The following is a 13,107-nucleotide window of genomic DNA, read 5'->3' as shown; positions in this document are numbered from 1 at the left end:
CATGACATCCGCACCCGCCTCCACCGGGCGATCCCGGCGGGCATCCGGCCGCCGTACCGCCCCGCTCGGCACGCTCTCCCCACTGCTCCGGCTGCTCATCCTCACCCAACTCGCCTTCAACATCGGCTTCTTCGCCGTGCTGCCCTTCCTCTCCGAGCACCTGGGGCAGTCCGTCGGCATGGCGGGGTGGCTGGTCGGGTTCGTGCTCGGGCTGCGGACCTTCAGCCAGCAGGGGCTGTTCGTGGTCGGCGGGGCGCTCGCCGACCGGTACGGCATCCGGCCCGTCGTGCTCGCCGGGTGCGTGCTGCGGATCGCCGGGTTCGTCTGGCTCGGGTTCGCCGAGCGGACCTGGGCCGTCGTCGGCGCCGTGCTGCTGATCGGGTTCGCCGCCGCGCTCTTCTCGCCGGCCGTCGAGTCCGAGGTCGCCCGGCAGGCCGTCGTGTGGGAGGAAGAAGGGGGCGGGGACCGGACACGGGTGCTCGCGCTGTTCACCGTCGCCGGACAGGCCGGTGCCTTCGTCGGGCCGCTGCTGGGGGCGCTGCTGCTCGCCGTCGGCTTCCGTACCGCCTGCCTCGCCGGGGCCGGGGTCTTCGTGCTGGTCCTCGCCGGGCACGCGTGGCTGCTGCCGCAGCGTGTACCGGGGCGGGCCCAGGTCCGGATGAAGGGCGGGGCGCGGCTCGTGCTGCGCAACCGGCGTTTCCTCGCCCTGTGTTGCGCCTACGGCGCCTACCTGCTCGCCTACAACCAGCTCTACCTGGCCCTGCCCGCCGAGGTGGAGCGGGCCGCCGGTTCGCAGGCGCCGCTGGCCTGGCTGTTCGCGCTGTCGTCGCTGCTGGTGGTGACCGCGCAGTTGCCGGTGACCCGGTGGGCGGGGGAGCGGCTGGCGCCGCGCCGGTCGATGGTGGCGGGGCTGGTGCTCATCGCCGTCGGGTTCGCCGTGGTCGGCCTCGCGCGGCCCGCGGGATGGACGGGGACGGGTGGGCTGGTGCCCGCCGCCGGGTTCGTCGTCCTGCTCACCCTCGGGCAGATGCTCGTCGCGCCCGTCGCCCGCGCCTGGGTGCCGGACCTCGCCGAGGACGGACGGCTCGGGCTGTACACCGGGGCGTTGTCCTCGGTCTCCGGGCTCGTCGTGCTGGCCGGCAGTTCGTTGACCGGCCTGCTCCTGGACACCGGGCTGCCGGTCGCGGTGCCGTGGCTGGCGCTGGCCGCCGTACCCCTGGGCGCGGTGTGGCTGCTGCCCCGTCGCGGCTGACGCGTACGGGTGGCGGCACGGGGAACCGCCAACCCCGCCCGACCTCACTGGACCACGAGCTCGCGCAGCGCCGTGACAGGCACCGCGGGAACCCGCGACCGGCGCCACAGCCACCGCACGTCCCGCCCGAACGACCACGCCAGCAGGGCCAGCGCCACCGCCACCACACCCAGCTTCGCCCCGCGCGGCAGCAGGTCCGCGCCCGCCAGGAGCAGCAGGACGCCCTGCAGCGCGGCCACCGTCTTGCGGGCCGTGCTCGGCGGCAGCGCGGCGGTCAGCCACGGCCACACCCGGGCCGCCGCCACGAACACGTACCGCATGCCGCCGATCAGCAGCACCCACGGACCCAGGTCCATCGCGACGTACACGCTGAGCACCAGGATCAGGAACGCGTCGACCTCCATGTCGAAGCGCGCGCCCAGCGCGGTGGACGTGCCGGTGCGGCGGGCGACCTTGCCGTCCACGCCGTCCAGGACCAGGGCCACGGCCGTCAGACCGACGAGCAGCGAGACCGGCGGCGCGCTGCGGAAGGAGTCGGCGACCAGGGCGGTGACCCCGCCGACCAGGGTGGCCCGGCCGAGGGTGACCCGGTTGGCCGGGCCGAACGCCGGCAGCCGGGAGCGGTGCAGGGCCCGGGAGAGCACCGCCCAGCTCGCGAACGCGAACACCAGGCCGGTCAGCCAGCCCGCCGTGCCCATGCCGATCGCGGTACCGAGCAGCGCCAGCAGCAGGACCTGCGCGCCGGCCCCCACCGCCGTCTCCTGCTGTACGGACCTCGCGGCACAGACGTCATACGCCTCGCACGCGTCGTACGTGTTGTTCAGGGCCACCGAACATCCTCCGGCCGTGTGACAGAGTCGATCAACGCCGCTACCTTGTGCGCGGCTCGTGCATCCCTCGGTACGTGGGTGGCTTCCCGATCGTTCAGGAGGACGTGAGATGACACGCAGGGCACGTGCGTTCTGGCTCGAAGCGCCGGGCCGGGGCGCGATCCGCGAGGTGGAGCTGCCGCCACCGGGCGCCGAGGAGGTGCTGGTGCGCACGCTCTTCAGCGGGGTCAGCCGCGGCACCGAGACCCTCGTCTTCGACGGCCGGGTGCCCGGGAACCAGTACACCGCCATGCGCGCGCCGTTCCAGGAGGGCGACTTCCCCGGGCCGGTGAAGTACGGCTACCTCAGCGTCGGCGTGGTGGAGGAGGGGCCCGAGCGTCTCGTCGGGCGCACCGTGTTCTGTCTCCATCCGCACCAGACGCGGTACGTCGTCCCGGCCGCCGCCGTCACCCCCGTGCCCGCGGAGGTCCCCGCCGGGCGGGCCGTGCTCGCCGGTACCGTCGAGACCGCCGTCAACGCCCTGTGGGACGCGGCGCCGCTGATCGGCGACCGGGTCACCGTGGTCGGCGGTGGCATGGTCGGCTGCTCGGTGGCGGCCCTGCTGGCCCGTTTCCCCGGCGTCCGCGTCGAGTTGGTCGACACCGACCCGGCCCGGGCGAAGGTCGCCGAGGCACTCGGCGTCGGTTTCGCCTCCCCGGGCGACGCCGTCGGCGACCGCGATCTCGTCGTGCACGCCAGTGCGACGGAAGCCGGGCTCGCCCGGTCACTGGAGCTGCTGCGCCCCGAGGGCACCGTCGTCGAACTGAGCTGGTACGGCGACCGGCGCGTCGCCCTGCCGCTCGGCGAGGCCTTCCACTCCCGGCGGCTGACCCTGCGCGGCAGCCAGGTCGGAACCGTCTCCCCGGCCCGCGCCGCCACCCGCGGCTACGCCGACCGGCTCACCCTCGCCCTCGAACTGCTCGCCGACCCGGCGCTGGACGCGCTCGTCACCGGCGAGTCCGCGTTCACCGAACTGCCGGACCTGATGCCGCGGTTGGCCTCCGGCGAGGTCCCCGCACTGTGCCACCGGATCCGTTACGACCGGGAGGAGACCGGTCCCGGTACCGGCGCCGGCACCGAAAGCGGCACACACCCGGGCGGCGACACCGGCGCCTGACCTTGCGGAAACACGTACGGCCCACTGAACAGGGGAAGGCATCCAGCCGTAATAGACGGCACCCCGCGCAGCGACCGGCGGGGGACCAGACGTGCCACACCTGGAGGGTCGTCCGTTGTTCAGCATCACCGTCCGCGATCACATCATGATCGCCCACAGCTTCCGCGGCGACGTCTTCGGGCCCGCGCAACGCCTGCACGGGGCGACGTTCCTGGTGGACGCCACCTTCCGGCGCGAGCAGCTGGACGAGGACAACATCGTCGTCGACATCGGCCTGGCCACCCAGGAGTTGGGTGCCGTCGTCGGCGCACTGAACTACCGCAACCTCGACAACGAACCCGACTTCGCCGGCCTCAACACCTCCACCGAGTTCCTCGCCAAGGTCATCGCCGACCGGCTCGCCGAGCGCGTGCACAAGGGCGCGCTCGGCGAGGGGGCCAAGGGCCTGGCCGGGCTCACCGTCACGCTGCACGAGTCGCACGTGGCGTGGGCGAGTTACGAGCGTGCGTTGTGACCGGCACGTCCGTGGAGACGACGACCGGTAGGTCCGTGGAGGCGACGACCGGCGTGCCCGCCGGGCGGGCCCGGCTCGCCTACGTCCCCGCCCAGCTGTCCGGGGCCGTTCCGGTCCCGGTCCCGGCTCCGAGGAACGGGGGGATCGTCCCCATGTCCCTGCGCTCCGTGCACTTCGTCATGCCGGGCGGGGTCGACGACCCGGCCGCGCCGAGCGGCGGCAACGCCTACGACCGGCGGGTGCGGCTCGACCTGCCCGGCTTCGGCTGGCGGGTACGAGGGCTGCCCGTGCCCGGCGACTGGCCCCGGCCGGACGACGCGGCCCGCGCGGAACTCGCCCGCGTCCTGCGGCGGTTGCCGGACGGCGCGGTCGTCCTCCTCGACGGCCTGGTCGCCTGCGGGGTGCCGGAGATCGTCGTCCCGGAAGCCGAGCGGCTGCGCATGGCCGTCCTCGTCCACCTCCCGCTCGGCGACGAGACCGGCCTCGACCCCGCGGTGGCCGCCGAACTGGACGCCCGCGAGCGCACGGTGCTGCGTGCCGTCCCGGCCGTCGTCGCCACCAGCGACTGGGCGGTGCGCCGGCTCGTCTCCCACCACGGCCTCGACCCGGGCCGGGTCCACGTCGCCGCCCCCGGCGCCGACATCGCGCCCCTCGCGCCCGGCACCGACGGCGTCTCCCGGCTGGTGTGCGTCGCCGCGGTGACGCCCCGCAAGGGCCAGCACCGACTGGTGGAGGCACTGGCGGCCGTGGCCGACCTGCCGTGGAGCTGTGTGTGCGTCGGCGGGCTCGGACAGGACCCGGCGTACGTCGACCGCCTGCGGTCGCTGATCGCAGGGCACGGCCTGGAGGAGCGGCTGGTGCTCGCCGGGCCGCGGGCCGGAGCCGACCTGGACGCCACCTACGCCTCCGCCGACCTGATGGTCCTCACCTCCTACGCCGAGACGTACGGCATGGCGGTGACCGAGGCCCTCGCGCGCGGCGTCCCCGTGCTGGCCACGGACGTCGGCGGCCTCCCGGAGGCGGTCGGACGCGCACCCGACGGCGGAGTGCCCGGCATCCTCGTCCCGCCGGAGGATCCCGTCGCGCTCGCCGCGGAGCTGCGCGGCTGGTTCGGCGAGGCGGACGTGCGACGCCGGCTGAAGGCCGCCGCCCGCGGTCGCCGTGCCGCCCTGAACGGCTGGGCGAGCACGGCCCAGAGCCTGGCCGGCGTACTGCGCCGGCTGCCGGGCGAGCCGGGGAGGGCGGCATGAACGCGAGGAAGCCCCCCGCACCGGCCGCGGACGCCCTCCCGGCCCGGCCGGGCCCCGAGGACCCGCCCGACACCGTGGACGCCGCCGTCCCTGGTGCGAGCGTGGCCCACCGGGCTGCCGCAGCCCCTGTCGAGCGGCCCGCTCCCGACGCCGGGGGCGAGTCGGGTGAGGTTCGGCGTGCGGAGTGGTCCGAGGGCGGCGCCGGTCACCGCGCCGCACGAGGGTCGGGCGCTCTCGACTCGGCAGGCGCCGCCGTCTCCGGTGCGGGCCGGGCGCGTCGGGTGGCCGTGGGTCCTGTCGAGCGGTCCGCGCCCGACGTCGGGGATGGGTCGGGTGAGGTTCGGCGTGCGGAGTGGTCCGAGGGCGGCGCCGGTCACCGCGCCGCACGAGGGTCGGGCGCTCTCGACTCGGCAGGCGCCGCCGTCTCCGGTGCGGGCCGGGCGCGTCGGGTGGCCGTGGGTCCTGTCGAGCGGTCCGCGCCCGACGTCGGGGATGGGTCGGGTGAGGATCGGGCGGTTCGGCGCACCGAACGGCCCGTGGGCGGCGCCGGTCACCGCGCCGCGCGGCGGTCGGACGATCCCGCCCTGCGGACGGCGGCCCCGGCCGAGCGGTCTGCCGTCCGACCGCTTGCGGACGGTCGTACGGCGTCGTGGCATGACGGTCACGGGCGGCCCGCCACCGAGGGGGCCACCGTCCGCCTGCGCGGAGCCCCGGCCCCCGAGCACCCCGACGACCCCCCGCGCTACGCCCCCGAGTGGCTGCGCCTGCGCGAGCCCGCCGACGCCGCCGCCCGCGCGCACGACCTGCTCGGCCCGTTGCGGGCCAGGCTCGCCGATCTGCCGGGGCGGGCGGACGGGCTGGTGGTGCACGACGTGGGCTGCGGCACCGGGTCGATGGGGCGCTGGCTCGCCCCGCTGCTGGACGGCGCCCAGCACTGGGTGCTGCACGACCGGGACCCCTACCTGCTGCACTTCGCGGCCGTCGCCGCCCCGCGCACCGCCGCCGACGGCAGCCGTGTCACCGTCGAGACGCGGCGCGGGGACCTCGCCCGCCTCACCCCGGACGCCCTGACCGGCGCCGCGCTGGTGACGGCGTCCGCGCTGCTCGACGTCCTCACCGCCGAGGAGGTCGGCGCCCTCGCCGCCGCCTGTGCCGCCGCCGGTTGCCCGGCGCTGCTGACCCTCTCCGTCGCCGGACGCGTCGACCTCACCCCGGCACACCCGCTGGACGCCGAGATCGCCGGTGCCTTCAACGACCACCAGCGGCGTACCGGCATGCTCGGCCCGGACGCGGTCGACGTGGCGGCCGAGGTCTTCGCCGGGCACGGCGCCGCCGTACGGGCGCACCCCAGTCCTTGGCGGCTCGGTCCCGACGAGGCCGGGCTCACCGCCCAGTGGCTGCGGGGCTGGGTCGGTGCGGCCGTCGAACAGCGCCCGGAACTGCGGGAGCGGGCCGACCGGTACCTGGACGAGCGCCTCGCGGCCTGTGCGGCCGGGGAGTTGCGCGTGGTCGTCCACCACACCGACCTGCTGGCGCTGTGCCGGCCGACGGGCGGGGCCCCGTGAGCGCACCGACGCCGCCGACGGCACCGGCCGTACCGGCGCGGGAGCTGCTGCCGCCGCGCCCGGACACTCCCGTCGGCGCCCGGACTCCACGCCGCCGCGCCCTTCGCACCCACCTCGGCACCCTCGCCGGCACCGCCGTCCTCGCCGTGCTCCTGTGGCGGCTGGGGACCGGCGCCTTCCTGGACGGGCTCCGCCGGATCGACGGGGCCGCGGTGCTGGCGGCCCTCGGGATCGGGCTGGTCACCACGGTCTTCAGCGCCTGGCGCTGGGCCCTGGTGGCCCGGGGCCTGCGCATCCGGCTGCCGTTCGTGGCGGCCGTCGCCGACTACTACCGCGCCCTGTTCCTCAACGCGGCCCTGCCCGGCGGCGTCCTCGGTGACGTGCACCGCGCGGTGCGGCACGGGCGGAGCGCCGGAGACCTGGGGCGCGGCGTGCGCGCCGTCGTCCTCGAACGGGTCGCGGGGCAGCTCGCGCTGATCGGGGTCGCGGTCGCCGTACTGCTCACCATGCCGTCCCCGGTGCTCGCCGAGGCCCGGCGGGTCGCACCGCCCGCGGCCCTCGCCCTGGCCGGAGTGCTCGCCGTCGCCCTCGCCCTGCGCATGAACCGGACGCCCGCACGCCGGACGCCCGCACGCCGGACGCCCGCACGCCGGACGCCCGCACGCCGAACGCCCGCACGCCGGGCGCCGGCCCTGCGGGCGCCGGCCCTGCGGGCGGCGCTCGGTGAGGCGCGGGCCGGGCTGCTGTCCCGGCGGAACCTGCCGGGGGTCGCCCTCTCCTCCGGCATCGTGCTCGCCGGGCACCTCACCATGTTCGTGCTCGCCGCCCGGGTCGCCGGCAGCGCGGCCTCCCTCGCCGCGCTCACCCCGCTGGCCGTTCTGGCGCTGCTCGCCATGGGACTGCCGCTGAACGTCGGCGGCTGGGGCCCCCGGGAGGGCGTCACCGCCTGGGCGTTCGGCGCGGCGGGGCTGGGCGCGGGCACCGGGCTGGGCACGGCGGTGGTGTACGGCGTGCTCAGCCTCGTGGCGAGCCTGCCCGGTGCCGTCGTCCTCGTCGCCCGCCGGCGCACCGCGCGTTACCCGCGCTCCTCGTCGGACACGGTGACCTTCACCGCCGTCAGCAGCGCGAAACATTCCGCGAAGGAATCCGCGAGGCCCGCCAGCAGTTCCTTCCCCTTTTCCGCCGATCCCAGTGAAGGACGCCCGATGACACCGGAAGCGGTATAGGCGGACATACCGAGGGAGAGCAGATGACGCCGGTCGTCCGCGACGAAATCGGCGGCCTCGTAACCGGGCCGTACCAATTCGGGGTGCGCGTGCAGAAGAATGGAGGTCTCGATTTCCCCCGCGTGCATGTCGGTGAGCAGCGAGGTGGCCACCCCCGCCCGCTGCCGCGCCGTCTCCCAGTCCTCGGCGGCCGGGAACAGCGCCATCCGCTCACCGCGCGCGGAGGACTCCTGGACGACGTTGCCCAGCACGTAGTTGCCGCCGTGCCCGTTGACCACGACCAGGGCCTCGACACCCGAGCGGCGCAGCGAGTCCGCTATGTCCCGCACCACCGCGTGCAGGGTCACGGCGGAGACGCTGACGGTGCCGGGCCAGTTGGCGTGCTCGTGCGAGCAGCCGATCGTGACCGGCGGCAGCAGGTGCACCGGATACGCGCCGGCCAGCTCGCGGGCGACGGCGCACGCGACGAGGGTGTCGGTCGCCAGCGGAAGGTACGGGCCGTGCTGCTCGTAACTCCCGACCGGCAGCACCGCGACCTGGGCGCCGCGGGCGCGCACGTCTTCGCTCGTGTCCGCCGGCACCAGTGAAACATCCATTTCCGCACGGCCCTTCATCTCGATTGAGCAATCTGTTGAGGAACGCGAAAATCATGACAGAAAAAGTCGGTGTACTCGGCAAGAAGGCATCCCAGCGCACGGACGTGGAGCGGATCGTGGTGACACCACTGCCGACCGTCTACGGGAAATTCCGGGCGTACGGCTATCTCGACCACGAACGCGGCGACGAGCAAGTGGCCCTCGTCCACGGCGACCCGGGCGCCGAAGGCGTCCTCACCCGGCTCCACTCGGAGTGCCTGACCGGCGACGCCTTCGGCTCCCAGCACTGCGAGTGCGGCGCCCAACTCGCCTCCGCGCTGCGGCAGGTGGCCGACGCGGGCAGCGGGGTCGTGGTCTACCTGCGCGGCCACGAGGGGCGCGGCATCGGTCTGCTCGCCAAGCTGCGCGCGATGGCGTTGCAGGCGGAGGGCCTGGACACGGTGGAGGCGAACCTCGCCCTCGGCCTGCCCGTGGACGCCCGGGACTACGGCGTCGCCGCCCGCATCCTCGACGACCTCGGCGTGCGGTCGGTACGGCTGATGTCCAACAACCCGCGCAAGCGGGAGGCGTTGGTGCGGCACGGCATCGAGGTCGCCGAGCAGGTGCCGCTGCTGATACCGCCGTGCGAGTCGAACATCACCTATCTGCGCACCAAGCGGGAACGGCTCGACCACCACCTGCCCCACCTGGACGCCATGGCGCACGTGTCGTCCTGAGCGCGCGGCGCCGGGCCCGGCCGGCCCGGATCAGTCCGCGACGGCGTCGTGCACCAGCCGCTTCAGGTCCGGGTAGACCGTGTGCGAGGACCTCGGCCGCACCTGGGTCATGAACTGCACCGTCAGTCCACGGCCCGGGTCGACCCAGAAGGTGGTCGTCGCCACTCCGCTCCAGCCGTACGTGCCGAGCCCGGAGGGCGACCGGGTGCGGCTCGGGTCGGTCACCACGGAGACGCCGAGGCCGAAGCCGACGCCGTCGTTGCCGGGCTCGTCGTGCGCCGGGCGGCTGCCGAAGGAACGCAGGTCGGCGCCGCCCGGGAGGTGGTTGCGGGTCATGAGGTCCACCGTCGCCGGGGCGAGCAGCCGGACCCCGTCGAGTTCGCCGCGGCGGCGCAGCAGCTCCGCGAAGCGGTGCACGTCGTACGCGGACGAGACCAGGCCGCCGCTGCCCGACAGGAACCGCGGCCGGCCCCGCAGCGGCAGCCCGGGGACCGGTGTGATGCCGCCGTCCTCCGTCTCGCCGTACAGCTCGGCCAGGCGGCCCGCCTGTGCGTCGGTGACGTGGAACCCGGTGTCCGTCATGCCCAGCGGTCCGAAGATCCGCTCGGCGCAGAACACGTCGAGGGGCTGCCCGGACACCACCTCGACGAGCCGCCCCAGTACGTTGCTGGCCACCGAGTAGTTCCACTGGGTGCCCGGTTCGAACTGGAGGGGCAGGCTCGCGTACAGGTCGACCGTCTCGGCCAGGTCCGCGCCCGGCCGCACCGAGGACTCCACACCGGCCGCCCGGTACAGCGCGTCGACGGGGTGGGTGCGGTAGAAGCCGAACGTCAGCCCCGCGGTGTGGGTCATCAGGTGCCGGACGCGCACCGGACCGGCGGCCGGCCGGGTGACGACGTCGGCCCCGGTCCCTGCGACGTACACCCGCGGCTCGGCGAAGGCCGGCAGGTACCGGTCCACGGGGTCCTCCAGCGCCAGCCGGCCCTCCTCCACCAGGGTCAGCACGGCCACGGACGTGACCGGCTTGGTCATGGAGTAGATCCGCCACAGCGTGTCGGCCGTCACCGGAAGCCCGGCCGCGACGTCCCGCAGCCCGTGCACCGTCAGATGGGCGACGCGGCCGCCGCGCGCGACGGCCACCAGGAACCCGGGCAGCCGGCCCTCGTCGACCTGCCGGGCGAAGTGCAGGTCGAGCCGGTCCAGCGCCGCGGGGTCCAGCCCGGCCGCACCCGCGTCGACCTCCTGCCGCAGGGGTGGCATCGCCATCGTTCTCCTTGATCGTTCGTCCGGGACGCGTCCGGCATACCCCGTTCACGCCTCCCCGGAACGCCCGGCCCCGATCCGAAGATCCTCACTGGCGGCTGACCGTGCGGGTCAGGCCGGTGATCACCGTCGTGGCCAGGATCCAGCCGGTGATGATCAGGACGTAGGAGAGCGTCTGGTACCCGCCCTCGGGCGAGAACGCGTTCTCCTGGCCGAAGGAGATCACCGGCAGCAGCAGGTCGAGGGTGTAGAAGACCGGGTCGAAGCCGGGGGCCTCCTCCGGCTTGAGCGGCGGCGGATGGTGCAGCCCGTACGCGACCGAGCCGACCGCCAGCAGCGACAGCAGCCAGCCGCCCGCGCGCAGCGGACGGAAGCCGTACCCGACCGCGATGTCCTGGAGATGCCCCCACAGGCGGCCGTACCAGGGCAGGGTGCGCCGGCGCCGCCGCTGCTTGGCGAGCTGGACGAGGCGGGCCGCGTCGTCGTCGCCGATCCGCCGGTAGGCGGCGGTCAACTGCTCATAAGTGAAGGGGAGGTAGCTGTCGCCCTTCTCCAGCATCGGCAGCCGCCGCTCGGCGGGCTCGTGCGGGATGAGCGAGGTGTAGGTGAGGTCGTTGAGCTGGACCCAGGCCGGCACCACCTCCGGCTGCAGGAACAGCACGTCCACCTGGGCGCGGCGCAGATTGAGCGCACCCCGCACCACCGGGCCCTCCCGCAGCCAGAGTTCGCCGATCACGCAACTGCTGGCACGCAGCGCGGTGTCCCCGGCGTTGTCCAGCCGGGCGTGCGACAGGTCCAGCCGGCCGGGTATCCGGGCGCCGCGCAGCTCCAGGCGGCCCCGGACGTCCGCGCGCCGCATCAGCACGTCGGCCTCGGCCGCGAGTGTCTCGGCGTGGACGGCGGTGCCGCCCGGCCGGTCCAGCACCGCGTCGTTGAGATTGACCGTGCCGGCCACCCGGGCGCCGGTGAGCCGGACCTCGCCGCCCGCGCGCAGCCCCGGCGCCCACAGGTCGGCGCCGAGCACCGCCTGGTTCAGCTGGAGCACCGGCCCCTCGGTGTCCGGCGCCTCGATGCGGGTGCTCTCCAGGTACAGGCTGCCGGTGACCTCCGCACCCGCGAGCCGCACCATTCCGCCGAACCGGGCCCGGGTCAGCCGCAGTACGCCCTCCACCCGGACGGCGTGGGAGATCAGCCCGGGCAGCACGGACTCGCTCAGGTTCAGCTCGCGCAGCCGGGCCCCGTAGAACCTCGGTGCCTCGTCGAAGTGGCAGTGCCGCAGCCGCACGGGATGGTCGACCGTCGCGTACTGCAGATCCAGCCGTCCGGTGACCCGGGCGCCGGCCAGGCTGAGCGCGGCGACCCGGCCCTCCTCCCGGGGGCCGTCCAGGAGCAGGGAGCGCAGCACGTGCGCGCGCACGGTCCGTTCCGGCCCCCAGGCACCGCCCCCGGCGGGGTCGTCGAGGTCCGCGGCGGCGGAGTCCGGGGCGGCGGAGTCCGGGGTGCGGAAGTCCACGTCGGTGCCCGAGGCGAACGCCCGCCACAGACGCGACTCGGCCGGTGTCAGGTCGTTGATCTCCATCAGGGAGGGACTCTGACCCGAACCGGCCGATCACGTCAACGCGCTTTGCGGACCGCCTGCTTCCCGGCGGTTACTTCTTGGCCGACTCCACGGCGTGCCCGCCGAACTGGTTGCGCAGCGCGGCGACCATCTTCATCTGCGGCGAGTCCTCCTGCCGGGACGCGAACCGCGCGAAGAGGGAGGCCGTGATCGCGGGCAGCGGCACGGAGTTGTCGATGGCCGCCTCCACGGTCCAGCGGCCCTCGCCGGAGTCCTCCGCGTACCCGCGCAGCTTCTCCAGGTGGTGGTCCTCGTCGAGCGCGTTGACGGCCAGGTCGAGGAGCCAGGACCGGATGACGGTGCCCTCCTGCCAGGAACGGAAGACCTCGCGGACGTTGTCCACGGAGTCGACCTTCTCCAGCAGTTCCCAGCCCTCGGCGTAGGCCTGCATCATGGCGTACTCGATGCCGTTGTGGACCATCTTGGCGAAGTGCCCGGCACCGACCCTGCCCGCGTGGACGTAGCCGTAGGGGCCGTCCGGCTTGAGCGCGTCGAAGACCGGCTTGAGGTCGTCGACGGTCTCCTTGTCGCCGCCGACCATCAGGGCGTAGCCGTTCTTCAGGCCCCACACACCGCCGGACACACCGGCGTCGACGAAGTTGATGCCGCGCTTGCCGAGGTCCTCGGCGTGCCGCTCGTCGTCCGTCCAGCGGGAGTTGCCGCCGTCGATGACGGTGTCGCCGGGCTTGAGCAGCGTCGCCAGCTGGTCGATGACGTGCTGGGTGGCGCCGCCGGCCGGCACCATCACCCAGACCGCGCGCGGCCGCTCCAGCTGGTCGACCAGCTCCACCAGGCTGTCGACGTCGGCCCGCTCGGGGTTGGTGTCGTATCCGACGACGGTGTGGCCGGCGTTGCGCAGCCGCTCGCGCATGTTGCCGCCCATCTTGCCGAGACCAACGAGACCGATCTGCATGTCAGTGCACTTCCTTCAGTTCACGGTAGGCGGCCACCAGCGCGGCCGTGGACGGATCGAGGCCGGGCACGTCCGCCCCCTCGGTGAGGGCGGGTTCGACGCGCTTGGCGAGCACCTTGCCGAGTTCGACGCCCCACTGGTCGAAGGAGTCGATGTTCCAGATCGCGCCCTGCACGAACACCTTGTGCTCGTACAGCGCGATGAGCTG

At 74.5% G+C, this 13,107-nt stretch carries 11 protein-coding genes and 2 pseudogenes; 7 read left to right on the top strand and 6 right to left on the bottom strand.

The window, feature by feature from the left end:
- Position 1 precedes the first annotated feature (1 nt).
- The gene (locus BZZ08_RS12770) at positions 2-1,252 is read left to right on the top strand and encodes an MDR family MFS transporter (RefSeq protein WP_104632308.1); all 1,251 of its coding nucleotides are present in this window, start codon (positions 2-4) and stop codon (positions 1,250-1,252) included.
- Between the two features lie 44 nt (positions 1,253-1,296).
- Here BZZ08_RS12770 and BZZ08_RS12765 read toward each other — a convergent pair whose 3' ends face one another.
- Complete coding sequence (locus tag BZZ08_RS12765) at positions 1,297-2,082, bottom strand: CDP-alcohol phosphatidyltransferase family protein (RefSeq protein WP_104632307.1); 786 nt, start codon at positions 2,080-2,082, stop codon at positions 1,297-1,299.
- 109 nt (positions 2,083-2,191) lie between these two features.
- Between BZZ08_RS12765 and BZZ08_RS38985 the strand changes: the two genes are divergently transcribed.
- From BZZ08_RS38985 to BZZ08_RS39500, 5 genes and pseudogenes are all read left to right on the top strand, one after another.
- On the top strand, positions 2,192-3,238 hold the full coding sequence (locus BZZ08_RS38985) for a zinc-dependent alcohol dehydrogenase (RefSeq protein WP_198601443.1): 1,047 nt from the start codon (positions 2,192-2,194) through the stop codon (positions 3,236-3,238).
- Positions 3,239-3,353: 115 nt separating this feature from the next.
- Positions 3,354-3,752: a 6-pyruvoyl trahydropterin synthase family protein gene (locus tag BZZ08_RS12750; RefSeq protein WP_104632305.1), complete on the top strand. Its 399-nt coding sequence runs from the start codon at positions 3,354-3,356 to the stop codon at positions 3,750-3,752.
- 11 nt (positions 3,753-3,763) lie between these two features.
- Positions 3,764-5,002 (top strand): glycosyltransferase family 4 protein, encoded by a 1,239-nt coding sequence (locus BZZ08_RS12745; RefSeq protein WP_198601449.1) that lies wholly within the window; start codon positions 3,764-3,766, stop codon positions 5,000-5,002.
- 536 nt (positions 5,003-5,538) lie between these two features.
- Positions 5,539-6,567, top strand: coding sequence for a hypothetical protein (locus tag BZZ08_RS38980; protein WP_198601442.1), 1,029 nt, complete (start codon positions 5,539-5,541; stop codon positions 6,565-6,567).
- Positions 6,540-7,595: pseudogene (locus BZZ08_RS39500) on the top strand (lysylphosphatidylglycerol synthase transmembrane domain-containing protein); the annotation flags it as partial. The gene BZZ08_RS38980 and the pseudogene BZZ08_RS39500, both read left to right, overlap by 28 nt.
- Positions 7,596-7,642: 47 nt before the next feature.
- On the opposite strand, the gene BZZ08_RS12735 reads toward BZZ08_RS39500, so the two are convergent.
- On the bottom strand, positions 7,643-8,389 hold the full coding sequence (locus BZZ08_RS12735) for a creatininase family protein (protein ID WP_342210993.1): 747 nt from the start codon (positions 8,387-8,389) through the stop codon (positions 7,643-7,645).
- Positions 8,390-8,442: 53 nt separating this feature from the next.
- Here BZZ08_RS12735 and ribA point away from each other — a divergent pair, with 53 nt between their 5' ends.
- On the top strand, positions 8,443-9,105 hold the full coding sequence (ribA, locus tag BZZ08_RS12730) for a GTP cyclohydrolase II (RefSeq protein WP_104632303.1): 663 nt from the start codon (positions 8,443-8,445) through the stop codon (positions 9,103-9,105).
- Positions 9,106-9,135: 30 nt separating this feature from the next.
- On the opposite strand, the gene BZZ08_RS12725 is transcribed toward ribA, so the two are convergent.
- The 4 genes and pseudogenes from BZZ08_RS12725 to BZZ08_RS12710 all read right to left on the bottom strand — a co-directional run.
- Positions 9,136-10,365, bottom strand: a complete 1,230-nt coding sequence (locus BZZ08_RS12725) for a serine hydrolase domain-containing protein (RefSeq protein ID WP_104632377.1) — start codon at positions 10,363-10,365, stop codon at positions 9,136-9,138.
- Positions 10,366-10,456: 91 nt separating this feature from the next.
- Positions 10,457-11,947 carry a membrane-associated oxidoreductase gene (locus tag BZZ08_RS12720; RefSeq protein ID WP_104632302.1) on the bottom strand — a complete coding sequence of 497 codons (1,491 nt, stop codon included), beginning with the start codon at positions 11,945-11,947 and terminating at the stop codon, positions 10,457-10,459.
- 70 nt (positions 11,948-12,017) lie between these two features.
- Entirely contained in the window at positions 12,018-12,899 is an 882-nt protein-coding gene (gnd, locus tag BZZ08_RS12715; RefSeq protein ID WP_052843034.1) for a phosphogluconate dehydrogenase (NAD(+)-dependent, decarboxylating), read from the bottom strand.
- Position 12,900: 1 nt separating this feature from the next.
- Positions 12,901-13,107, bottom strand: a pseudogene (locus tag BZZ08_RS12710) (glucose-6-phosphate isomerase); the annotation flags it as partial.

This window comes from Streptomyces sp. MH60 (assembly GCF_002939385.1).
GTDB lineage: Bacteria > Actinomycetota > Actinomycetes > Streptomycetales > Streptomycetaceae > Streptomyces.
This window is presented reverse-complemented; position numbering and strand designations above follow the sequence as displayed.